This window comes from Shewanella sp., from assembly GCF_047975355.1.
GTDB lineage: Bacteria > Pseudomonadota > Gammaproteobacteria > Enterobacterales > Shewanellaceae > Shewanella.
This window is the reverse complement of sequence record NZ_JBKEDJ010000066.1, coordinates 1-21960: the sequence shown is the minus strand read 5'-3', so window position 1 is coordinate 21960 and position 21960 is coordinate 1. Positions and strand designations below refer to the sequence as shown.

Genomic DNA, 21960 nt, shown 5'->3' with positions numbered 1-21960 from the left:
ATAAAATGTTGACAACTTGTGATCTTTGGCGCGTATTTGATTAACAGACTAGAAATAGATTGGCATCTATTTGCCGAAGTGCTTAAATAACTGGATATTCATGCGCGAAGACTTTCTTAATGGCTGTCTTTCGGTTTGTCGCTTGATGTTTTGTAATTTTTTGATTTTTAAAAGGTAAAATACATCTTGGAGTTTTGTTGTTATAAGAGATGAAGGGAGACTCTTGCCACTTTGATCGATAGCAGTAGATTCTGCTTAATGTGAGTTGAAAGTTATGCAAGCAACACAAGCGACAGTTACCGTTTTGTATTATGACGCCCCAGTTGGGTTAATTATGCATAACGCTGTGTTAGAAGGGTTACCAGTGAGTGATTCAGGTCGTGTGATGATCCCTGCGAGTTTTCGCAAGGGGAAATCCATCATCGCCGTGCTAGAAGGTGAGTGTAAGATATTGAACTCACTGGGTGAGCGGGTTTTTGCGCAGGCTAATATAGGTTAATAAAAACAAAAAAATAGCACTTGCAACACTTGAAACTTAAAGGACGATAAGTTGATTTATCGTCCTTTTGCTTTATGGGGCTGACTATAAGAATGAGCTTCATGCTTGGCTGTTATCTGCAAACATCCTCAAACAATTTGTTGGCCAATTGCTGCAGGATTTCCGCCTGTGGATGGGTATGAGCAAAGGTTCTTAAGCCATAAATGCCCATCATCAAGTATTGTGCCCGCTGCTCGCTATTGAGCTCGCCTTGTAAAAAGCCTTGGGACGCCGCTAACTCAAGTTGCGCTGTCAATGCATTCTGCCAAAGTCTGAGGTTCTGGCTGATAATATTTTGAATTTCATCATCTTGCTCTGCAATTTCATTTAATGCCTTGATGAGCAAACAGGCTTGCTGGCTTTCACAGCTTAAACATTCGACCACGATATTATCTAAGTAGGTCTTTAAATTACTCAGTACGGGCCGGCTTTCGGAGAAGATAAGTTTAAATTGCTCGTTTCTATCTTGTTGATATTGCTCGATGGCTGCGATGAGCAATCCACGCTTATTGCTAAAGGCGCAATAAATGGAACCTGGATGTAATCCCGTCGCTTGGGTCAGATCCTGCATGCTGGTTTTGGTATATCCCTTGTGCATAAAGGCCTCCATCGCGCCCCTGAGCACCTGCGCCCTATCAAACTCTGCGTTTCGCATTGCAATCTAACCTCTCTCCGATACTTGCGAGTGATTCTAACTAATTTTGAACAAACATTCAAAAATGTTCTTGAATGTTCGTTCAAATAATAATATCTTGAATGCATATTCAAGAATGGGGCAACATCAATGGCGATTGAAAACACCGTAAACTCAGTATCGAATCTGTTTGATACCTACAAGCTTAATGACACTATTACTTTAAAAAACCGTATTTTAATGGCTCCATTAACGCGTTGTATGGCCGATGCGGATTTAGTACCAACCGATGATATGGTGGCTTACTACGCTCGCCGCGCAGAGGCGGGATTGATTATTTCCGAAGCGACTATCATCCGTCCCGATGGTCAAGGTTATCCAAATACCCCTGGTATCTTTAATCAAGCGCAGATCGCCGGTTGGCGTAAAGTGACTGATGCAGTTCATGCTAATGGCGGCAAAATTTTTATGCAGCTATGGCATACGGGCCGCGTGGCGCACCCACATTTCTTCGGCGGCGGTGATGTTTTAGCTCCTTCTGCTCAGAAAATTGAGGGCAGCGTGCCCAGAATGCGTGAGCTGATCTATGTCACTCCGAAGGCGGCAACCATTGAGGATATTCAGGGGCTAGTGCGTGATTATGCCAAAGCGGCTGAAAATGCGATTGAAGCTGGATTCGATGGAGTGGAAATCCACGGTGCGAATGGCTATTTGATTGACGCCTTCTTACACCATGATAGCAACCGTCGTACCGATGAATATGGTGGCACGCCTGCCAATATGTCACGCTTTGCCTTAGAAGTGGTCGATGCTATTGCGGCGCGTATTGGTAAAGACAGAACAGGTCTTCGTATTTCTCCCGGCGCTTATTTCAATATGGCAGTTGATAACCGTGACTGCGCCGTGTTTGACTATCTGTTACCCGAGCTTGAAAAGCGTGATTTAGCCTTTGTGCATATCGGTATTTTCGACGACAGCATGGAGTTTGATTACTTAGGTGGCCGCGTTTCCAGCTATGTCCGTGCTAACTATGGTAAGACATTAGTTGGTGTCGGTGGCTATAGTGCGCAATCGGCCAGTGAAGCGATTGCCGCCAATAAGTTTGATTTAATTGCGATTGGTCGCCCCTTTATTGCCAACCCAGATTATGTGGCAAGAGTGCGCCAAGGCCACGAATTGTTGACCTATAGCGATGAGATGCTTGCAAGCCTAGTATAACTAAGCACTGTAATTGCCAATAAAAAAGGGTTAGCAAAGCTAACCCTTTTTGCTTTTTGTGCTGTGCTCAACAATCAATTGGCTTTAGTGAGTGCCCTCAAGGCATTGAGTTTTTGCTGGGCAATACCAAATACGCACTCAGGACTATAGTGATCCGCGTATTTTGCATCATCTGCTTGTAAGCTTGCAGCCGTTTTTCCTAGAAGTAAGGCCATCGCTTGGGTGACATGGCTAATCGCCCAAATATGGAACTCTCCACGCTCAACCGCTTCAACAATATCTTGGCGTAACATTAGGTTAGCGATATTGGATTCGGGAATGATCACCCCTTGACTCGACGAGCGGCCTTTAATCTTACACACATCGAAGAAGCCTTCAATTTTCTCATTCACGCCGCCGATGGGCTGCGCCTCGCCAAACTGATTCATCGACCCCGTGATGGCAATATCTTGCCTTAAGGGCAATTCACTGATGGCGGAGATAATGGCGCAGCATTCGGCCATCGAGGCGCTATCACCATCGACCCCGCTGTAGGATTGCTCGAAGGTGAGGTAAGTGGTGAGGGGGATTTGTGCTGTTTTTCCTAATACCGAAGCCAAATAGGCGGTGAGGATTAATACCCCTTTGGAGTGGATGCGACCACCCAGTTTGACCCTATGCTCAATATCCAGCACTTCGCCCTTACCAAAGGCGGTTGTGGCAGTAATGCGATTCGGGAGACCAAATTGGTGATCTGAGGTCGATATTACAGATAACGCATTGATTTGACCTACAACTTTATCGTGGGTATTGATTAATGTGGTGCCATTGATAAAGCTTTCCATAATATTGTCATGCAGGCGAGAGACACGCTGCTCTTGGTTTTTCAGCGCCTGCTCAACATGTTGCTTTTCAATACTTCGACTCGCAGTAGCTTTGGCGCAGAAGTTAGATTCCCGCAGCAGGTTGGCAATATTAGCTGAGTGAAGCGAGAGTTTTTGTTGGTCCTGCGCCTCACGGGAACTGTACTCGATAATCCGTGAGATGGCGCTGCGATCACAGTGCAACATATTGTTATCGTGGACTATGCTGGAAATAAATCGCGCATATTGCGCCTCAGAGACATCGGTTCTGTCCATTACATCTTCAAAATCGGCCGTGACTCTAAATAACTCACTGAAATCAGGATCATAATGCTGTAAAAGCTGGTAGGTTTCGTGATCTCCAAACAGAATTATCTTAACGTCTAAGGGAATCGGTTCCGGCGCCAGTGAGATAGTGCCAGAGAGTGAGACTTCTCGCTCTAAGGAACTTAAATCTAACTTGCGAGATCGAAGTGCGCGTTTTAAGCCATCCCACACATAAGGGCGTTCGAGCACTTTGATGGCATCCATCAACAGCACGCCACCATTCGCCTTGTGTAAGCTTCCCGGACGGATGAGTGAGAAGTCGGTAAACACAGTGCCCCTAAAGGTAGCATTCTCAACATAGCCAAATAGGCTGTGGTAGCTCGGGCTTTCTTCCACCACGATTGGGAATTTTTGCTCCCCTTGGCAAACTATGACGTTGACTTGATAGCGTCGCGGCATTTTCTTCTCGAGGGAGGCATAGGCGAGGGCGAGTTGCTCCTCACTCTCCTCAAGGAAAATATCTAAATTACTTAAGATATCGGCCTGCATGCCCGTCAAAAAGGCTCTGACTTCGGGCTGTTGTTTGTATTTGTCCTTCAAGGGTTTGAAAAAATGCACTAGCACATCTTTAGCGACTTGCTCGTCGTGTTCCTGCTGGGTATCGCTAAACTCTTCTTCCCATTCGGTATTTTGGCGAATGATCCCGCGTAGTTTTACTTCGAGTCCATTGATATTGCTTTCAAACTGAGCTCGTTCTGCCTCGGTCAAGGCGCCAAAGGAGACTTCGTCATGGGGCTCTTCGCCGTTGAGGGCAACCATTTGATAATCGCCCTGTAAGGTTAAACTGAGACTAATGTTTTTTTGTTTTGCTTCTTCGCTCAGCTCGGTTAGCGCCGCTTCTTGTTTTTGTGCCAGCTGGCTTTTGAGTTTTTCTGCACGGGCATAATACATTTCGTTATCAAAGGCTAAGGGCAGCGCTTTGACCAGTTTTAGCATGAGTTTTTCAATGGACTTTTTAAACTCTTGCCCCGTTCCCGCGGTGAGTTTGAGCACTTTGGGACTGCGGGTATCGTCAAAATTCACCACGTAGCACCAGTCAAACAGTGAAGGCTCTATGGGTTCATGGCGATTAAGATAACGCAGCATCATAGTGCGTTTACCTAAACCATTTTGGCCGATAGCGTAAATGTTATAGCCCTTTTCCTTGATCCCCATGGCGAATTCAACGGCCTGTTGGGCCCGTTCTTGACCGACAATATCATCGAGTGGCGTTAGCTGGGCGGTAGACTGACACTCAGGGTTAAGCTGTTTAAGTTCGGATTTCCGATAAAGCTGCTGACTCGTTAACGGGATGGCGGGTGTTGCTATGGGCACGTTAGGCATAAAGATCCTTGTTTTTCATCCTGAATATTTCCATTGTAGACAATAGGATAATGTTGTTGTCAATTAAAAGGCGCTAAATTGTATTTAAATCAGTGTTGGGATTTATGAATGGTTTTTTGTCACGAGATGACTCTAAAAACATATTATTTTCATTGAGTTAGATTTGCCAGTTTCTAAATTGTGTTATCTGAAACAAAGTAATCGGCGATTGAGCCAAATATTTATGTATTAGTGAATGACGATGATTGAGTGTCTGCGGTAATATCTATCAAGCTAGCTGAGTTTGCCTGAGCGTTAAGACGCTTGAGGCGACTAATCTAAGCAGGCGACTTCAAGGCTAGATTGCGGTGTGTTAAGGCGAGGGGCAGTAGGCCCTCAATCAAAATGGAATTGTAGAGGCTATAGTTAGCAAGCTTATGATTGATATTACAATTTCACAAAAACAGTTGTCGGATTGGGCAAACGATTTACAGTTGGTTGCCGATATGACTGAGTCGCATGCTGTGGTCCTACAGGCCAATGCAGCGGGGGACTATCGCCTATTAGTTCAGTCTGCACAATGCCAATCATCTGATATTGAAACCCTTATTCGGCATTTTAATCTTAAAGCGCATTTAAACCTACATCAAAATGCCACCCCTAAAGTCAAAGACGCCTCTTCCGCTGACACCGCCTATAACCCCTTCAATGAATCTCGAACCTTTAGCCACTATCAGGTGAATCTTCCCGAGGATATTCGCCACGCGAGAGCCTATAAGCGTGCCTTGATCCAAGATATCAGCAGCAATCTTCAATGGTGTGATACTGGGCTAGGCAGTTTGATATACCTGCCCATCCTCTGGACTTCGGGGGCACATTTTGGTGTGTTTTGCATATATCACAGTAATCCTTTGCATTTAGGGGATAGGGCGCTGCAACTGGCTTCGCTGACGGTCAATAGCCTGCAGCTTAATTTGAGCGAATTACTAAAGCAGCAAAAACACGCTTTGGAGGCGCAGCGCGGGCAAATTCATGCGTCCGATGTGATTGACCTACAAACCTTTATCGATAGTTTTGAAGAACATATTTGGGTTAAAAATACCGAAGGTGTTTACACCATCTGCAACCATAGTGTTGAGAAAGCCTGGGAGTTGCCCCGCAGTGAAATCGTCGGTAAAACGGACGAAGATCTTTTCGGTAAGGAGATTGCCGATATTTTTCTCAATGGTGATAGGCTCGCCATTGAAGCGGGCACGCCGATTATCGTCGCCGAGTGTTTGGACGGTGAAAAACAAAATAAACACTTATGGTTAGAAACCCTTAAAATTCCGGCTACGACGGCCGACGGGGCGCTTGCCGGTGTGATTGGTATGACCCGTAATATCTCCAAGCATAAAGAAGTTGAAGAACAGCTGACGCTCGCCACCAATGTGTTTAAACATACCCTCGAAGGTGTGGTGGTGACCGATAGGCACGGTAATATCACAGATGTGAATGGTGCCTTCTATGAGATCACGGGTTATTCTCGGGAAGAATTACTCGGTCAAAATCCACGATTATTTAACTCGGGTCGTCACGATAAAACCTTTTTCGACACTATGTGGCACAACTTACTCGAAACGGGTAAGTGGAATGGCGAAATTTGGAATCGCCGCAAGGATGGCACCATCTTCCCGCAAAATATCACCATCAGCACCATTTATGATGAGTTGGGTGATGTACGCTACTATGTAGCGGTTTTTTCCGATATTTCCGCTCAAAAACAGAGTGAAGCCCAGCTTGCCCACTTAGTTTATTTCGACCCGCTGACCCATTTGCCGAACCGCATGAAGCTGATGATGCAGCTTAAGCAAGAGCTAAGGCATGCCAAAAGGCTTAATGCTCAGTTAGCCACAGTGTTTATTGATGTGGATTTGTTTAAACACATTAACGACAGTTTCGGCCACAGCATAGGTGACGAAATGCTGGTGGAACTGGCCAAACGGTTACGCGGCCAGCTGCAGGAGCAAGATGTGCTCTCGCGGATTGGCGGTGATGAGTTTGTGGCGTTGATTGCTGGTATTCAAAACCATGAGGATGCGGCGGCGGTAGTTAATCAGTTACGTCAAGTGTTTGAGCAGCCTTTTGTGGTGAGTACAGGGGATCATCTTCGCCTGACCGCCAGTATGGGAGTTTCAATCTATCCCAATGATGGCAGTAACGCCGATACCTTACTGCGTAATGCCGATGCCGCCATGTATCGCGCTAAGAGTGAGGGCCGCAATAACTTCGCCTTTTACACTGAGTCGCTCACCAAGCAATCGATTGAGCATTTAAAGCTGCAGAGTGCACTCTATGGCGCGCGAGAGCAGAAAGCTTTGTATTTGATGTATCAGCCTAAATTGGATTTATCCTCTCGTAAGACCATTGGCGTTGAGGCGCTACTGCGTTGGAATGACCCCATACTTGGGCAAATTCCTCCTGGGGTTTTTATTCCCGTCGCCGAGAAAATCGGGCTGATTTACGATATCGGCCTGTGGGTGCTCGAAAGCGCCTGTCTTCAAGGTGTGCGTTGGCTCGCCGAGGGTAAAGCTTTTGGCCGGATCGCGGTTAACGTTGCGGGGCAACAGTTACAACGTAGCTCCTTTGTGGAAGATGTGAAACGGATCCTGACGCAAACCGGTATGCCCGCCACTTGCCTAGAGCTTGAAGTGACCGAAAGCGTGATGATGAACAATCCCGATGTTGCGATCCGCGATTTAAAATTGTTAGGCGATCTGGGGATTGAACTTTCGGTGGATGATTTTGGTACTGGCTATTCATCCCTTAACTACCTTAAAAAACTGCCGATTCATAAGCTTAAAATTGACCAATCCTTTGTGCGGGATATTCCCTTCGACACCAACAATACCGCTATCGCTAAAGCTGTGATTGCCCTAGGGCACGCGCTCAAGTTAGAGATAGTGGCAGAGGGGGTCGAAACGGTAGAGCAGGCCGAGTTTTTAACCCAAAACCTGTGCGATCAGGCGCAGGGGTATCTCTTTAGCCGTCCACTATTGCCTGCGGATGTTGAAGTGTTTTTAGCTAAAACTTAAACGCGACTAAGTACAAGTAAAGGCGTCATAGGCAGACAGCCGCGATGCAACTGGTCGCTATAGTTGCGGTCTGATAACATGGCGCCATTATTGTTTTTGGTGATATTTCATGTCTTTTAGTGCGCTTTCCTTACATACCCAATTGGTGAATACCTTAGCAGAACTTGGCTATCAGCAGCCTACACCCATCCAAGTCGAAGCCATTCCGGCCATTTTGGCAAAACAAGACGTGATGGCGGGGGCACAAACGGGAACGGGAAAGACCGCAGCCTTTGCTTTACCCATTTTGCAGCAGTTACTACTTGATTCTGAAAGACTCGATGCACCCAAAGACATTCGTGCCTTAGTGCTTGTGCCTACCCGTGAGTTAGCGGTGCAAGTGCAGCAGAGTTTTGTGAAATATGCCAAAGGCTTGGATATTCGTGTCGGGATTGCCTACGGCGGCGTGAGTATCGAGGCGCAGCAAACAGAATTTAAAGCGGGCATCGATGTGCTTATCGCCACACCTGGCCGCTTGCTGGATCATCTGCGTCAAGGTGCGCTCAATCTTAAACGATTGAGTGTGCTGGTATTTGACGAAGCTGATCGTATGCTCGACATGGGATTTATGGATGAAATCAAAGCCGTGCTCAAGCAAGTACCGGCGCAGAGGCAGACTCTGTTGTTCTCGGCCACCATAGATGATTCGATTTTCGGTTTCAGTAAAAACCTTTTGCGTGAACCCAAGCTTATCGAAGTGGCGAAACGCAATACCACGGCCGCACAGGTAGAACAGCGGATTTATGCCATCGACAGTGACCGCAAAACCGAATTTGTCAGCCATCTAGTACGCAGTAAAAATTGGCAGCAAGTGCTGATATTTAGCCGCACTAAACAGGGTGTCGATAAGCTCACCACTCAGCTTAATCAGCTTGGGGTGGCGACGCAGGCATTTCACGGAGATTTATCCCAAGGCGCAAGGGAGAAGGTATTAAAGGATTTTAAACAAGGGCTTGTACAGGTTTTAGTGGCGACCGATGTTGCCGCTCGTGGCCTCGATATTGCCGACTTACAGTATGTGATTAACTTTGAGCTGCCATTTATTGCTGAAGATTATATCCACCGGATCGGCCGTACAGGGCGGGCGGGCACTGCTGGTTTGGCGATTACGCTCTTTAGCCAAGTGGATGCGCTGCTACTCGAGGAGGTCGAGGCACTGCTCGATAAACGTCTGCCGCAGCAATGGTATCCCGGCTTTGAGCCTGATTTTAACAAAATGGCGCCCGAACCAAGACGCAACAGTAAAGCCGCTCAAAAGCAGCGGGCTAAAAAACGCGCCCTAGGTGGAAAAAAGCGGTAAAGATAGTCTGCTTATCGGCTATGGCCTGGCTCGAAGATTTAAAAGTCAAAAAGTCCTGCTTTGAATACTTTTCCGCCCCCCAGATAAGGGGGGCGGATTTCTGCTCACTATTCATTTCATTCTACTTTTCAATGCTCTTTGATTCGCATCTGACTAATCGTTTTGTCTAATCGCTTGCTCAACAAGGTCGCTGACCTTTGCAACTTCTTGGCTCTGAGCCTTAAGCATTAGCTAAAATAGACTTCAGTTTGGTTATTGCGTTGTCGCTCTTCATTTTTTTCCGTAGCTTCTTTAATTAGCTCGGCTTTTTGGGTTTGGAGTAACGCTATTTGTTTGGCCTTTTCTTCCTCGGACAAGTTGTCATTAGCGGCAATTTTTGCCATTTCTTCATCTAGTTGCTTCAGTTTTTCCCTGTCCACCCCAGTGCGTTTATCGAGGATCGCCTGCATCGCTTCCTCTAATCTGTCAGCGGATTTGGCACTCTCTTGGGTACCGGCAATATTTTGCACATTGGTGGTGTAATTCTGTTTGGCATTGGGCGCGAGCTGGCTATAGGTATCGCGATTCTTTGTGCTTTGAGCCACGCCGTCAGATAGTGTCACTGTATCCTGAGCGATCGAGATCGCTGAAGTGCTTGATACACCTGGCTTTTTCTGGGTTTGTGCCGATGTTAACTGGCTAACTACAATGGCTGCATAACTATTGGGATTGATGAGCGTCATTTCCTTATTCTCCCTCGTAGATGTTCACTTTCTGTTGCCACGCCAATCGGGCGAATAAACTAAGCAATATCAAGGCCAAACTCTTGCACCATTCGTTGGATTTTTAGCGTCAGAAAATTTTTATAAAAATTTGTACAAAAACTTGATCCTTGTACAATAATTAGCCGTAATGGTATTTAAATTGATACAAGGAATCTCATTATGTACAAGTTTAATCCGCAGCGAATTCAAATCGGGATCAGTGCCTGCCTGTTAGGTGAAAAGGTGCGCTTTGACGGTGGACATAAAAACTCTTCCTACTGTAATCAAGAGATTGCGCCATTTTTTGATTATGTTCCCTTGTGCCCAGAAATGGCGATTGGTCTAGGTGCACCGCGAAAAAGTATTCGATTAGTACGCGATGGTGAAATAATCCGAGTGCAGAGTGGTGATGGCAGCTTAGATGTTACCGAAAAGCTCAATAGCTTTAGCGAGCAAAAGGTTGAGGAGTTAGGCTTTTTAGGCGGTTACTTGCTCTGCGCCAAATCGCCGACCTGCGGTATGGAGCGTGTGACCGAGTACAAAATTGGCACCAATAATGGCACTAAATCAGGCATTGGGGTGTTTGCCCGTAAGTTGATGGAGCGCTACCCCCATTTACCGGTTGAGGAAGAAGGCCGCCTGCACGATATGGTGCTGCGGGAAAACTTTTTTACCCGAATCTATGCCTATCACGACTGGCACAAGATGTGTCATGAAGGCCTAACCAAGCATAAGTTAGTGAAGTTTCACTCCCGTTATAAGTACTTATTGATGGCCCATAGCCCCAAATGGTACCGCGAACTTGGGCCGATTGTGGCCAATATTGAAGATCTGGAGCAAACCGCAGAGTGCTACTTTACGGGCTTTATGACCGCCTTAAAAATCAATGCGACCCGTCGAAACCATACCAGTACCTTACAGCATATTCAGGGCTATTTTAAAAAGCATTTAAATAAGGAACAGAAGTTAGAACTGTCTGAGATGATTATGAAATATCGTCAAGGGCTTCTCCCTTTGCTGGTGCCTATCACTCTGATTAACCACTATTTACGCCAATTTCCTACCCCTTATATTGAGGACCAAGTGTACTTAAATCCTCATCCAGAGGAATTAAAGCTGCGCTATGCCTATTAATCAATGGGAAGTTTGGGCGCCTGTTGCGCTGCAATGGCCGAAGAACCGAGCTCGATAGGCTAGAGAAAGCCAATAAGAGTAAGAACGAAGAGTTAAAAGTTAAGAGATAAAAATGAAACAGAATCATTCCAAGCCTGAGCCTGACAATCTCGAGAGTCGCGAGTTACTTCCCATAGGGGAAGTGTCGCTACTGACCGGGGTTAACGCGGTAACGCTAAGAGCGTGGCAGCGCCGCTTTGGGCTGGTTATCCCTGCGCGCACGCCCAAGGGCCATAGGTTATACACGCCTGAGAATATTCAACAAATCCATGAGATTAATGCATGGTTAGCCAAGGGCGTCGCTATCAGTAAGGTCAAGCCGTTACTGATGAGTTCAGCGCTTGTGACCGAGGTTGACTGCACCCCATTGCAAGAGAGTGATTTGTGGCTAGAGCAGATCACCGCTTTAAATAGTGCGCTGTTTGAGTTGGATCAACACAAGCTGCACCAAATTCTCGATGAAGCCTTAGGTTTATATCCGTTTCAATTGGTGAAGCAACAATTGCTGCTTGCTTGGATTACGCAGTTAACCCCTTTGCTTGAGCCTCGTTTAGATGCAGAGCTGTTGCTTGCATGGTTAGAGAGTGAGTTGGCCAGCCGCACGGGAGGACGTGCAAGTTTTGCTGGGCAGGCCAGTTTGGCGCAAATCGGTTTAGTCCAATTGCCATCTACTTTAGGGCAAAAAACTGCCGAGCAGTTTAGCGGTCATTCGAGCATGTTTAATTCGAGTATGACTAACCGTTTGTATAGCCTCGTTTTACGCTTAGAGCTTGCCGAGTTAAGAGTTTCAGTCGTTAACCTTGGGGTACTAGATACCGATAGCCTTGGGCTTATCAATAATCGACTCAAGGTTGATGCGCTTTTACTGCTACCCGAGGCGAATCACCCTGCCTCTAAACAAACTGAGTTGCAAAGCGTGCTCGAGCAAATGGCTCAGGCCTGTTACCTCATCGGCCCCTTTGCTCCTACTTTAACCGCCTTATCGGGGTTTATGGCGCCAGAGCTGAGTGAGCTTATTGGTCAACTCACGGCAGCTAAGGAACAGCAAAAGAAGCGGCAACGCAACCAGAAAAACAGCACGGCCGAACTGGTGCAAGGAGAGCAAGTCTATGAGCGTTAATCAAAACCCTGCGGCAAAGCACGCGTTAATGTGGTTTCGCCAGGATTTGCGCCTTAGTGATAATCAAGCGCTAACGGCCGCCTGTGATTGGGCGAGACAAGTGCCAGGCGCTAAGCTTAAGGCGATTTATATTGCCACTCCGAGTCAATGGCGTAGCCACGATATGGCGCCGATCCAGATTGATTTTATCCAGCGGCATGTGAATCTACTCGCCCAAGGACTTGCAAGCCTAGGAATTGAATTTGAGCTTATTCAACTCGATAGCTTTAAAGAGGTGTCCGCTTTTTTAGTGAGTTACTGTGAAAAGCTTGGGGTTGAGCGGGTATTTGCGGGGCGAGAACCCGAAATCAACGAGCAAAAGCGCGATCAAGCCTGTCTCGATGCGGGTATCCCCTTAACGCTCAGCGACGAGCATTGTCTATTGCCGCCGGGCACAGTGCTTAACCTAAGCGGTGATATGTATAAGGTGTTTACGCCCTTTAGCCGTAAGTGGCGAGAAGTTGCAATCAAGCGCGCCATTTTGCCGCTTGGCGTGCCAGCACCGCTTGGCCCCATCTTACCTGAACCTAAGCCGATCAGTTTTAAAGAGCATTTTCCATCAACAGGCAAGCTGACCTCGAGCGAGCAATGGGGGGCGGGAGAGGGGCAGGCAAAGCGCATCCTCACCGCATTTATTCAGCAAAAGGCCCAAGACTATAAGCAGGACAGGGACTTTCCCGCTATCGATGGCACCAGTGTTATCTCCCCTTATTTGGCGCTGGGCGTGCTCAGCCCAAGGCAATGTATCGCAGCGCTACTAGGACGTTTTCCCGAAGTGATTGTCGATGATACTAGCCCTGGGCGAACTTGGTTGAATGAGTTGATTTGGCGGGAGTTTTATCGCCATTTGTTGGTGGCCTTTCCGGATTTATCTAAGGGGCACAACTTTAATCGTCAGGCCGACCATGTGCAGTGGCGCAACAACCAAGCTGAGTTTTTAGCATGGTGTGAGGGCAAAACTGGCTACCCGATTGTGGATGCGGCGATGCGCCAGCTAAATCAAACCGGTTGGATGCACAATCGAATGCGGATGGTGGTGGCGAGCTTTTTAACTAAACACTTACTTATCGATTGGCGCTGGGGCGAGCGGTATTTTCGCCAGCATCTTATCGACGGCGATCTGGCGGCCAATAACGGTGGCTGGCAATGGTCTGCGGGATGCGGCTGTGATGCCCAGCCCTATTTCCGCATTTTTAATCCAATGAGCCAGAGCGAAAAGTTTGATCCAGATGGCAACTTTATCCGTAAGTACTTACCAGAGCTGGCATCTTGGGGAGTTAAGCGTTTGCACCAACCCAATATGCAAAAAACGCCTTCGTTATTTGAGGCGCCAGCGCTGGAGTCTGACTCGGCTTATCCCTGTGCGATTGTGGAGCACAATGCGGCAAGGGCGAGGGCGCTGGCGGTACTTGGGGTGCTGAAAAAGGCCTAGGTCATAGGCTCAACCTTACAACTTATCCCTTAGGGAGTTATCTGGATGATAAACCAAGCGAAGATTGAACAGAGCTGTGTGGTCGATGAGTTTATCGCGCTCTATCAAGCGTTAAATAAGGACAACCTGCATCTGCTGGCTCAGGTCTACGATGACAATATTTGTTTTATCGATCCTATGCATCAAGTGAATGGCTTAAATGCGCTGACGGAGTATTTTGCCAAGCTTTATAAAAACGTTGGCTACATTCACTTTGAAATCAAAGAAATATTGCAGGATGACTCCCAGGCTTCGCTATTTTGGCAGATGCAGTATCGCCACCCTAAGCTAAACAAGGGCGAGCTTATTCGGGTCGACGGTATGAGTCAGCTTAAGTTTCATCAACGGATTTACTTTCACCGGGATTATTTCGACTTAGGGCAAATGCTGTATGAGCATTTACCTTGCATGGGCGGGCTTATTCGCCTGTTCAAAGACAGGGCGGCAAAGTGATGACCTCGGTACAGATCCACAAAATCAACACTGTGCTGATCACTGGTGCAAGCTCGGGGATTGGGCTGCAATTAGCCAAGGATTATCTCGCCGCTGGCTGGCATGTGGTTGCCTGTGGGCGAGACGAAGCTAAGCTCGATGCCCTTGCCGAAACAGTGCTGATAGGGGCGACTTGCATCAGCTTTGATATTAGTGAGCGCAGCCAAGTACAAAAGAATGCTCGCCGCATCAAAGATTTACTGACTCAATGTGCATGTCAGCTAGATTTGGTGATCCTCAATGCCGGTGGCTGCGAGTATATCGATGACGCTAAACACTTCGACGACGCCCTTTTTGAGCGCGTGGTCCACACTAATCTGATTGCCATGGGGTATTGCCTCGGCGCGTTTTTACCCTTAATGCCAAGAGGCGCGCGCTTGTCACTGATGAGTTCGAGCGCGACTTATTTAGCCTTTCCCCGTGCGGAGGCCTATGGCGCTTCTAAGGCGGGCGTGCAGTACTTAGCCGCCAGCCTGAGGCTTGACCTTGCTCAACACGGGATAGCTGTGAGTGTGATTTGTCCAGGATTTGTGGCGACGCCTCTAACGGCCAAAAATGATTTTGCCATGCCGATGCAAGTCGATGTTAAGGCGGCGTCAACGGCAATTCGCCGCGGGCTTTCGCGAGGCGAAACCGAAATTCATTTCCCCAAACGATTTACTTACTTATTGAAGTTAATGTCATTTCTACCAGCCTTGGTTTGGCAAAAAATAATCCAAAAGGATAGTCAGCCAAGGGCGCTTAAGGATGCAGGACGATGAAAAATATTGCCATTGTAGGGACGGGGATTTCAGGGCTGACCTGCGGCTATCTACTCAGCCAATCCCACAAGGTTACCGTATTTGAGGCCAATGACTATATAGGTGGTCACACCGCGACCGTAGATGTGGAACACCTTGGTAAGCACTATGCGATAGACACTGGTTTTATCGTGTTTAACGACCGAACCTATCCCCGTTTTGAGCGCTTGTTAGCCCGTTTAAATGTCAGTATTTTGCCGACCGAAATGAGTTTTAGTGTGCATAATGCCCTGACGGGGCTCGAATACAATGGCCATAACCTTGCCAGTTTGTTTGCCCAAAAACGTAACCTCCTGAATCCGCGCTTTTGGGCTTTTTTAAATGAAATTGTGCGCTTTAATAAAAGTTGTAAGGCGATTTACCAGCAGGATAATTACCCAGCGGGCAACTTAGGGGATTTTCTCGACCGCGAGCAGTTTTCTCGCTTTTTTGCCGAGCATTATATTTTGCCCATGGGCGCGGCAATTTGGTCATCGAGCATTGAAGATATGCGCGCCTTTTCGCTGCGCTTCTTTATCCGTTTCTTTGAGCACCATGGCTTATTAAACGTCAGTAACAGACCGCAATGGTATGTGCTTAAGGGGGGCTCACGCAGTTATATTCCGGATTTAATTGCCCCCTTTAAAGACAATCTGCATTTAAACAGTCCAGTAAGTGCCATCGAACGCCATGCTGATGGCGTCAAGGTCTATGTGAATGGTGAGTGGCAGGTATTCGATGAGGTGATCCTTGCGTGTCACAGTGACCAAGCGCTTAAGATGCTAACCGATGCCTCCTCGGCAGAAAAAGCCATTCTGAGTGACTTGCAGTATCAAAATAATGAGGTGGTTTTACATACAGATACCAACCTTTTACCTAAGCGCAAGGCGGCGTGGGCCAGCTGGAATTATCGTTTGGATGGCAATCAAAAACGCCCCGCCTCTGTGACTTACAATATGAATATTCTGCAGTGCTTACCTAGCGACGCACCAACCTTTTGCGTAACGCTCAATCAGACTGAGCTGATTGATGAAGCCAAAATTCTGCGCCGTTTTAACTATGCCCACCCTGTGTTTAATGAGCAGAGTTTGCAGGCGCAGGCGCGTCGGGAAGAGATCTCTGGTCATAACCATACGCATTTTGCTGGCGCCTATTGGCACAATGGTTTCCATGAGGACGGCGTCCGTAGCGCCTTAGACGTATGTGCTCACTTTGGGGTTACGCTATGAGTGAACTCAATAGCGGTATCTACTATGGCTGCGTGACCCATAGTCGCTATACGCCAGTAAAACATCACTTTAGTTACCAAATGGCACTCATGGCGATTGATTTAGACGAGGTCGATAGCATCAATGCCATGGGACGGTGTTTTGCCAGTCAGCAGCGCGCGCTGCTCAGATTTAATCCCAAGGATTATCTTCGTACTTTTACATCTCGCGATAACCAGAGCCGTGAGCTTGAGATAAACGAGCCAAGCAGCTTTGCCCTCAAGCTGCGAGTGCTTGAGCAAGTCGCGGAGTTAGGCGGTGACCAGCCTTGCGACCGAGTGTTATTTGTTGGGCAAATTCGCCACTTTGGCGTGTATTTTAGTCCAGTAAATTTTTATTTTTGTTATCAACATCAACAGCCTTTATATATGCTCGCCGAAGTGAGCAATACCCCATGGGACCAACGTCACTGTTATTTAGTGGATTTATCCGCCCCCAAGGCGACGGATAAAGTGTTCCATGTTTCCCCTTTTATGAACCTAGATATGCGCTACCTGTGGCATGTTGAACCGCCCGCTGAACGCTTAAACATCGGCATTGAGAATCTACCGCATCAGTCGGGGAAACGTTTGTTCAATGCCAGTCTTTCGATGACTCGCCAAGCTATCACTGCGCAATCCCTTCGCGGCTTGTTAATTCGCTTTCCGTTTATGACGTTGAAAATTTTCGGTGGGATTTATTGGCAGGCGTTAAAACTGTTTTTTAAGCGCGTGCCTTTTGTGCCACATCCTGCCCAAGTGGAGAAATAAGATGGAAAACACTGCATCGCAATCTTCTGTTATTACGGCTAAATTGCCAGACAGCCTTGCCCGTAAGCTGCTGCTCAAAGCATTAGAAAATCTCCCCCATGGCTGTTTAACCTTAGTGGAGGGCGACAAGAGCTATCGCTTCGGTGAACATCACAGTGATTTACATGCCACGCTGGTGGTCAAGCATCCCAGCTTTTATCGCCAAGCGATGTTTTCGGGCTCCATTGGCGCTGGTGAAAGCTATATCCAAGGTCATTGGACTAGTCCAGATCTCACTAAGGTCGTGCAGCTCTTTGCACGTAATCTGCCCTTGCTCGATAAGATTGAAGCTAAATTCGGTTGGCTGACTGGCTCGATTAACCGTATGAAACATTTACTGAATCGAAACTCTCAGCAGGGCTCTAAGCGCAATATCTTGGCCCATTATGATCTAGGTAATGCCTTATATGAGCAGTTTTTAGATCGCGAAATGTTGTACTCCAGCGCCCTTTATCCCCATAGCGAGGCGAGTCTGGAACTGGCGCAGCTCCATAAACTGAAAACCATATGCGAGCGGCTCGACTTACAGCCAGGACAGACACTGCTTGAAATCGGCACGGGTTGGGGCGCCTTAGCCATTTACGCCGCCAAGCATTATGGCGTGCATGTGACGACTACAACGATCTCGGATGCCCAATATGCCTACGCAAAAGCGCGGGTCGAACGGGAAGGCTTAAGCGATAGCATCACCCTACTAATGGAGGATTACCGCAACTTGGGTGGCAGCTACGACAGACTGGTGTCTATCGAGATGATTGAAGCCGTTGGTCATGAGTACTTGCCCGGGTTCTTTAAAAAGCTCGAATCTTTACTCAAACCCCATGGCCGAATGTTGTTGCAGGCTATCACCATCGCCGACCAACGTTACGACAGTTACCGCAAAGGCGTTGATTTTATTCAGCGATATATTTTCCCTGGCGGTTGCTTACCTTCGGTGCACCAAATGGTTGGACACTTGGCCAAGCGCACCGATATGCAGGTGTGGTCGATTTATGATATGGGCCTCGATTATGCCAAGACGCTGAGGGACTGGCATAACAACTTCGACCGCGCCATTGATCAAGTGCAAGCCCTTGGCTATGGCGACGACTTTATCCGCATGTGGAAGTTTTACTTAAGCTATTGCGAAGGAGGCTTTTTAGAGCGCACAACCAGCACAGTGCATTTGGTTGCAGTGCGCCCAGACTACCGTCTACCGCATTCAGTGAGCTGCGACTAAGGTTGTGGAGAGATGTCTGCTATGGCGAGATTCACACTCAATATCTCAAAGTATCAGGGCTTTATACTCTATAACGCCTTGAGTTTTCAGTGTGTTTGGTGGACTGGCGTGTTATTTGGCAATAGCGCGCTGCTACTAAGTATTCCGCTGTTAGTGCTGCATTTTATATTACTGCCTTGGGGGGAAACCGCTGGTGCAATCCCTCGGGATTTAAGCACAATGTTTAAGGTAGGGCTACTCGGTATAGTTATTGATAGCTTGCTGACGTTGACTGGAGTATTTGAGTTTAAGGTTTTCCCCAGTTGGCTGGTTTGCCTCTGGCTGCATTTTGCCTTGAGTGTGCACCATAGTCTTAGTTTTATCCGCGCCTTTGCGATTGTGTTGCAAGCCATATTAGGCGGAGTTTTTGGCAGCCTAAGTTACTTGGCGGGGGCAAGACTTCATGCCGTGAGTCTTCCCTTTGGCGAGGGGATATCTGCAATTATTCTCACGATTATTTGGGCGATGTTATTGCCCATTTTCATCTATCTATCCCGCAGTCGTAGGCAGTTGCGCCAAACGTCTGAGACTCGTCTTTATGGCCGTTAATCCTAGTATTGCTGGAGAAATATAATGCCTCAGATTTCGTCAATGTTCTCATCTGTGACTTCGAGAAAGCGGTATCTCGGTGCCCTGTGTGGATTGCTGATGCCATTGGCAGGATATGCCACCACGACATCGGCAATGATAAATCCTATGACCTCTGGGCTAGTTGAGGTTGGCCGAGGCGAGATGGATTGGCTCTGGTTTAATGTTTATAAGGCCAAACTGATGACAACCACAGGTAAATACCAGAGTGGGGTTTATCCGCAGTTATTAGATATTGAATATTATCGTGATATCGAGTCTAGCGACTTATTAGAGGCGACTGCAGAGCAATGGCGACATTTAGGTTATGCCAAGCAGGAAATTGCCAATTGGCTGCAATTGCTCAAGGGTATTTGGCCTAATGTTGCGCCCGGTGACCATTTAAGTTTCAAGATTATCGACTCGCAAAGGAGCCAGTTCTTTTTTAATGGTCAGCCACTAGAAGTTATCCAAGAACCCCAATTTGCTGAAGCATTTCTTGCGATTTGGTTATCGACTAACACCAGTCGTCCAAGCTTACGGGCGCAATTATTAGGAGAAAAATCATGCGATTGTTAAAACCTAATTGGGGTAGGCGGTTTATCTTAGGATTATTGATGGTCAGTCTTTTGACTAACTGCTCCAGCGTAGATGTGAGTGACTATCGAGCGACAAATCCTCCCTTAGTGCTAGAAAACTTCTTTAATGGTCCGCTTAAGGCATCGGGTATAGTTCAGAATTTCAGTGGCAAAGTGATACGTCGATTTAATGTGACCATGGAGGCGAGTTGGCAGGGGACTGAAGGCACAATAAAAGAATGGTTTGTCTATGACGATGGTGAAACCCAAACTCGGATTTGGCGGATTACATCCCAAGGCGAAGGACATTATACAGGGACAGCGGGCGATATTATCGGTACCGCGATAGGGGAGGCGAGTGGGAGCGCGCTGCGTTGGCGCTACGATATGTTATTGCCCGTCGATGGAGACGAATACCAAGTTCATTTCGATGATTGGATGTTTTTGGTCAATGACAATACCATCATTAATCGAAGCGATATTATTAAATGGGGCATGACTGTCGCTAAAGTGACCTTAGTGATCCAAAAGCTTTAACGGTATAGCCTAGCTTATAATTTTTGCTCCAATACATTAGGCTGTTGAAAACACATTAATCCTGCATGGATAAGACGATGAAAAACTATTGGCTCCTAATGCTGGTATTCGCGAATCTGTTTTTAACGGCCTGTTCGAATATTGATTTCCGTTTTGAAGAAACTTCAGAAAAACAGGCTGATCCCAATCAACCGATAAGCGATCCTATGGTGCTGGATAATGAGCGCCGTGTTCGTGATGCGCGCGAAGATGGTAAGCTAGAGCCAAAAGATCCGATTAAATTTTAAAGGGCGATGAAATCTAAGCTGAATACGGCAAAGTGTTTAGCCCTTACTTCGTCGTAAGGGCTGGGAGTCAGAGACGCTTAACCCGCTTGGCGACTATTATCTACAGTCTTTTTATCGTAATACTCAAAAGGGAATTGGTTACGGATCCTTTGTTGTAGATTATCATTCACATTGGCAGAGATGTGCAGACGCACGCCAGAATTTTTTTCTGCCCTGATAGTACAAGTGAGCTTTTCGGTTTTGGCCATTTGGCGGCATTCCCGCTCGAAGCGCTCGGGGATTTTGCCTTTATGCTGTGTCATGCGGCCATCTTTAAAATGCATTTCAAAAATAGTCAGTCCCTTCTTTCCACCAAAGATCAGCTTATAAACCAGAAACAAACCGATAGCGATAAAAACAAGCTTTAAAATAGTGGCTGTCATAATGCCTCCTCTCTTATGTTTATAGGACAAAGATACTCTGGAGTCATGGCTTTTAACAGTGCGCTAACACGCAATTTTAATTTGGCAAAGGAATGATTTTGGCATAGTCTTAAATTGCTCAGGAAATGTACTCCCTCAGTTAAGGAAAACGCCATGTACCTATCAAATGCAGACCGCTGGTCGTTATTGTGCAAAAAACAAATTGATGTGATCGATAAATTATCTGCACAGTTTCCAGAACGAAAAGTACCGCTTAATGAATTAACCCATGGATGGAGGCACTTACAACATCAAGTGCAGGCGGGGGATAGACCAATAGTGCATGAGCCGACCAAGTAAATCACCCTAATTCCAGATACAATGAAGCCACTCATTGAGTGGCTTCATTGTTTTTATGGTGCCGGCACCAAGAGTCGAACTCGGGACCTACTGATTACAAGTCAGTTGCTCTACCAACTGAGCTATGCCGGCGAATGGTGGTGCCCGAACCCGGAATCGAACCAGGGACACGAGGATTTTCAATCCTCTGCTCTACCGACTGAGCTATTCGGGCAACTAAACTAAGCGTTAGTTGACTACTTCAAAGTGAGTGTTTAACACCCTACTCGTTCGAAGTGCGCGTATCATATAGTGCTCGCTTTCGCGGTGCAAGCCCTTTTAATTCGACTGACCAAGTATTAAACAAAAAGGCATTAATAAGTAGTTTATCTGAATGGAATTGATTCACTTAGCCAAACTATCAATGGCTTAATATGATTGAATAGGGGGAAATCGGATAAACAGTGGTTGATTGCTATCAATGTTGAATTATAAAAAATCACAAAGCCTAGCGCGAAATCATTTATCAGTATTTTATTTATCCGGCTTTATCACTAACTAAGAGTCGGACAAGGGAATAACTCATTCATAGAGAATTAGCCTGTTGTTCGCTATTGATGCTGCGACTTTTACTCTAATTCCAGATACAAAATCCAGAAACAAAAAAGCCACTCCATGAGTGGCTTTTTTGCGGTTTATGGTGCCGACACCAAGAGTCGAACTAGGGACCTACTGATTACAAGTCAGTTGATCTACCAACTGAGCTATGCCGGCGACTGGTGGTGCCCGATCCCGGAATCTATCCAGGGACAGGAGGAGTTTCAATCCTATGCTGTCACGCCTGAG

The 21960-nt window shown here is 46.8% G+C and carries 21 protein-coding genes and 3 tRNA genes; 17 read left to right on the top strand and 7 right to left on the bottom strand.

Annotated features, from left to right (window positions below):
* Positions 1-274: 274 nt before the first annotated feature.
* Positions 275-499 carry a TIGR02922 family protein gene (locus ACK5NH_RS16695; protein WP_011621944.1) on the top strand — a complete coding sequence of 75 codons (225 nt, stop codon included), beginning with the start codon at positions 275-277 and terminating at the stop codon, positions 497-499.
* A 112-nt stretch (positions 500-611) separates the two neighbouring features.
* Here the strand turns inward: ACK5NH_RS16695 and ACK5NH_RS16690 are convergent, their stop codons facing one another.
* Complete coding sequence (locus ACK5NH_RS16690) at positions 612-1193, bottom strand: TetR/AcrR family transcriptional regulator (protein WP_416921896.1); 582 nt, start codon at positions 1191-1193, stop codon at positions 612-614.
* 129 nt (positions 1194-1322) lie between these two features.
* On the opposite strand from ACK5NH_RS16690, the gene ACK5NH_RS16685 reads away from it, so the two are divergent.
* Positions 1323-2390: an alkene reductase gene (locus ACK5NH_RS16685; protein WP_416921894.1), complete on the top strand. Its 1068-nt coding sequence runs from the start codon at positions 1323-1325 to the stop codon at positions 2388-2390.
* Positions 2391-2464: 74 nt separating this feature from the next.
* On the opposite strand, the gene ACK5NH_RS16680 is transcribed toward ACK5NH_RS16685, so the two are convergent.
* Positions 2465-4882 (bottom strand): Lon protease family protein, encoded by a 2418-nt coding sequence (locus ACK5NH_RS16680; RefSeq protein WP_416921892.1) that lies wholly within the window; start codon positions 4880-4882, stop codon positions 2465-2467.
* Positions 4883-5298: 416 nt separating this feature from the next.
* Here ACK5NH_RS16680 and ACK5NH_RS16675 point away from each other — a divergent pair, with 416 nt between their 5' ends.
* On the top strand, positions 5299-7935 hold the full coding sequence (locus tag ACK5NH_RS16675) for an EAL domain-containing protein (protein ID WP_416921890.1): 2637 nt from the start codon (positions 5299-5301) through the stop codon (positions 7933-7935).
* A 109-nt stretch (positions 7936-8044) separates the two neighbouring features.
* On the top strand, positions 8045-9274 hold the full coding sequence (locus ACK5NH_RS16670) for a DEAD/DEAH box helicase (RefSeq protein ID WP_416921889.1): 1230 nt from the start codon (positions 8045-8047) through the stop codon (positions 9272-9274).
* 227 nt (positions 9275-9501) lie between these two features.
* Here the strand turns inward: ACK5NH_RS16670 and ACK5NH_RS16665 are convergent, their stop codons facing one another.
* Entirely contained in the window at positions 9502-9996 is a 495-nt protein-coding gene (locus tag ACK5NH_RS16665) for a hypothetical protein (protein ID WP_416921888.1), read from the bottom strand.
* 201 nt (positions 9997-10197) lie between these two features.
* Between ACK5NH_RS16665 and ACK5NH_RS16660 the strand changes: the two genes are divergently transcribed.
* From ACK5NH_RS16660 to ACK5NH_RS16605, 12 genes are all read left to right on the top strand, one after another.
* Positions 10198-11151, top strand: coding sequence for a YbgA family protein (locus tag ACK5NH_RS16660; protein WP_416921886.1), 954 nt, complete (start codon positions 10198-10200; stop codon positions 11149-11151).
* A 112-nt stretch (positions 11152-11263) separates the two neighbouring features.
* Positions 11264-12310 (top strand): MerR family transcriptional regulator, encoded by a 1047-nt coding sequence (locus tag ACK5NH_RS16655; protein ID WP_416921884.1) that lies wholly within the window; start codon positions 11264-11266, stop codon positions 12308-12310.
* Positions 12300-13781 (top strand): deoxyribodipyrimidine photo-lyase, encoded by a 1482-nt coding sequence (gene phrB / locus ACK5NH_RS16650; RefSeq protein ID WP_416921882.1) that lies wholly within the window; start codon positions 12300-12302, stop codon positions 13779-13781. The genes ACK5NH_RS16655 and phrB overlap by 11 nt, the downstream gene beginning before the upstream one ends.
* 45 nt (positions 13782-13826) lie before the next feature.
* On the top strand, positions 13827-14273 hold the full coding sequence (locus ACK5NH_RS16645; protein WP_416921880.1) for a nuclear transport factor 2 family protein: 447 nt from the start codon (positions 13827-13829) through the stop codon (positions 14271-14273).
* Positions 14273-15073, top strand: coding sequence for an SDR family NAD(P)-dependent oxidoreductase (locus ACK5NH_RS16640; RefSeq protein WP_416921878.1), 801 nt, complete (start codon positions 14273-14275; stop codon positions 15071-15073). Before ACK5NH_RS16645 ends, ACK5NH_RS16640 begins: the two co-directional genes overlap by 1 nt.
* Positions 15070-16320 (top strand): NAD(P)/FAD-dependent oxidoreductase, encoded by a 1251-nt coding sequence (locus tag ACK5NH_RS16635; protein WP_416921877.1) that lies wholly within the window; start codon positions 15070-15072, stop codon positions 16318-16320. Before ACK5NH_RS16640 ends, ACK5NH_RS16635 begins: the two co-directional genes overlap by 4 nt.
* The gene (locus ACK5NH_RS16630) at positions 16317-17108 is read left to right on the top strand and encodes a DUF1365 domain-containing protein (RefSeq protein WP_416921875.1); all 792 of its coding nucleotides are present in this window, start codon (positions 16317-16319) and stop codon (positions 17106-17108) included. Before ACK5NH_RS16635 ends, ACK5NH_RS16630 begins: the two co-directional genes overlap by 4 nt.
* Position 17109: 1 nt before the next feature.
* The gene (locus ACK5NH_RS16625; RefSeq protein WP_416921873.1) at positions 17110-18366 is read left to right on the top strand and encodes a class I SAM-dependent methyltransferase; all 1257 of its coding nucleotides are present in this window, start codon (positions 17110-17112) and stop codon (positions 18364-18366) included.
* Positions 18367-18387: 21 nt separating this feature from the next.
* The gene (locus ACK5NH_RS16620; RefSeq protein ID WP_416921871.1) at positions 18388-18954 is read left to right on the top strand and encodes a DUF2878 domain-containing protein; all 567 of its coding nucleotides are present in this window, start codon (positions 18388-18390) and stop codon (positions 18952-18954) included.
* A gap of 24 nt (positions 18955-18978) precedes the next feature.
* Entirely contained in the window at positions 18979-19551 is a 573-nt protein-coding gene (locus ACK5NH_RS16615) for a chalcone isomerase family protein (RefSeq protein WP_416921869.1), read from the top strand.
* A complete protein-coding gene (locus ACK5NH_RS16610; protein WP_416921868.1) occupies positions 19539-20087 on the top strand; it encodes a DUF3833 domain-containing protein in 549 nt (182 codons plus the stop codon). The genes ACK5NH_RS16615 and ACK5NH_RS16610 overlap by 13 nt, the downstream gene beginning before the upstream one ends.
* Before the next feature lie 65 nt (positions 20088-20152).
* Positions 20153-20374, top strand: coding sequence for a hypothetical protein (locus ACK5NH_RS16605; RefSeq protein WP_416921866.1), 222 nt, complete (start codon positions 20153-20155; stop codon positions 20372-20374).
* A gap of 77 nt (positions 20375-20451) precedes the next feature.
* On the opposite strand, the gene ACK5NH_RS16600 is transcribed toward ACK5NH_RS16605, so the two are convergent.
* On the bottom strand, positions 20452-20796 hold the full coding sequence (locus ACK5NH_RS16600; protein ID WP_416921864.1) for a DUF3634 family protein: 345 nt from the start codon (positions 20794-20796) through the stop codon (positions 20452-20454).
* A gap of 153 nt (positions 20797-20949) precedes the next feature.
* Here ACK5NH_RS16600 and ACK5NH_RS16595 point away from each other — a divergent pair, with 153 nt between their 5' ends.
* Entirely contained in the window at positions 20950-21135 is a 186-nt protein-coding gene (locus tag ACK5NH_RS16595; protein WP_416921862.1) for a hypothetical protein, read from the top strand.
* Positions 21136-21191: 56 nt separating this feature from the next.
* Here ACK5NH_RS16595 and ACK5NH_RS16590 read toward each other — a convergent pair.
* From ACK5NH_RS16590 to ACK5NH_RS16580, 3 genes are all read right to left on the bottom strand, one after another.
* Positions 21192-21267 (bottom strand) — tRNA-Thr (locus tag ACK5NH_RS16590).
* A gap of 6 nt (positions 21268-21273) precedes the next feature.
* Positions 21274-21349: transfer RNA gene (locus ACK5NH_RS16585), tRNA-Phe, on the bottom strand.
* 463 nt (positions 21350-21812) lie between these two features.
* A tRNA-Thr gene (locus ACK5NH_RS16580) sits at positions 21813-21888 on the bottom strand.
* Positions 21889-21960: the final 72 nt, after the last annotated feature.

Coding starts and splice junctions, on each gene's coding strand:
- ACK5NH_RS16620 (WP_416921871.1), top strand. CDS start 18,388: ATGGCGAGATTCACACTCAATATCTCAAAGTATCAGGGCTTTATACTC.
- ACK5NH_RS16615 (WP_416921869.1), top strand. CDS start 18,979: ATGCCTCAGATTTCGTCAATGTTCTCATCTGTGACTTCGAGAAAGCGG.
- ACK5NH_RS16695 (WP_011621944.1), top strand. CDS start 275: ATGCAAGCAACACAAGCGACAGTTACCGTTTTGTATTATGACGCCCCA.
- ACK5NH_RS16640 (WP_416921878.1), top strand. CDS start 14,273: ATGACCTCGGTACAGATCCACAAAATCAACACTGTGCTGATCACTGGT.
- ACK5NH_RS16610 (WP_416921868.1), top strand. CDS start 19,539: ATGCGATTGTTAAAACCTAATTGGGGTAGGCGGTTTATCTTAGGATTA.
- ACK5NH_RS16680 (WP_416921892.1), bottom strand. CDS start 4,882: ATGCCTAACGTGCCCATAGCAACACCCGCCATCCCGTTAACGAGTCAG.
- ACK5NH_RS16655 (WP_416921884.1), top strand. CDS start 11,264: ATGAAACAGAATCATTCCAAGCCTGAGCCTGACAATCTCGAGAGTCGC.
- ACK5NH_RS16625 (WP_416921873.1), top strand. CDS start 17,110: ATGGAAAACACTGCATCGCAATCTTCTGTTATTACGGCTAAATTGCCA.
- ACK5NH_RS16595 (WP_416921862.1), top strand. CDS start 20,950: ATGTACCTATCAAATGCAGACCGCTGGTCGTTATTGTGCAAAAAACAA.
- ACK5NH_RS16685 (WP_416921894.1), top strand. CDS start 1,323: ATGGCGATTGAAAACACCGTAAACTCAGTATCGAATCTGTTTGATACC.
- ACK5NH_RS16605 (WP_416921866.1), top strand. CDS start 20,153: ATGGATAAGACGATGAAAAACTATTGGCTCCTAATGCTGGTATTCGCG.
- ACK5NH_RS16670 (WP_416921889.1), top strand. CDS start 8,045: ATGTCTTTTAGTGCGCTTTCCTTACATACCCAATTGGTGAATACCTTA.
- ACK5NH_RS16635 (WP_416921877.1), top strand. CDS start 15,070: ATGAAAAATATTGCCATTGTAGGGACGGGGATTTCAGGGCTGACCTGC.
- phrB (WP_416921882.1), top strand. CDS start 12,300: ATGAGCGTTAATCAAAACCCTGCGGCAAAGCACGCGTTAATGTGGTTT.
- ACK5NH_RS16665 (WP_416921888.1), bottom strand. CDS start 9,996: ATGACGCTCATCAATCCCAATAGTTATGCAGCCATTGTAGTTAGCCAG.
- ACK5NH_RS16660 (WP_416921886.1), top strand. CDS start 10,198: ATGTACAAGTTTAATCCGCAGCGAATTCAAATCGGGATCAGTGCCTGC.
- ACK5NH_RS16690 (WP_416921896.1), bottom strand. CDS start 1,193: ATGCGAAACGCAGAGTTTGATAGGGCGCAGGTGCTCAGGGGCGCGATG.
- ACK5NH_RS16630 (WP_416921875.1), top strand. CDS start 16,317: ATGAGTGAACTCAATAGCGGTATCTACTATGGCTGCGTGACCCATAGT.
- ACK5NH_RS16675 (WP_416921890.1), top strand. CDS start 5,299: ATGATTGATATTACAATTTCACAAAAACAGTTGTCGGATTGGGCAAAC.
- ACK5NH_RS16645 (WP_416921880.1), top strand. CDS start 13,827: ATGATAAACCAAGCGAAGATTGAACAGAGCTGTGTGGTCGATGAGTTT.
- ACK5NH_RS16600 (WP_416921864.1), bottom strand. CDS start 20,796: ATGACAGCCACTATTTTAAAGCTTGTTTTTATCGCTATCGGTTTGTTT.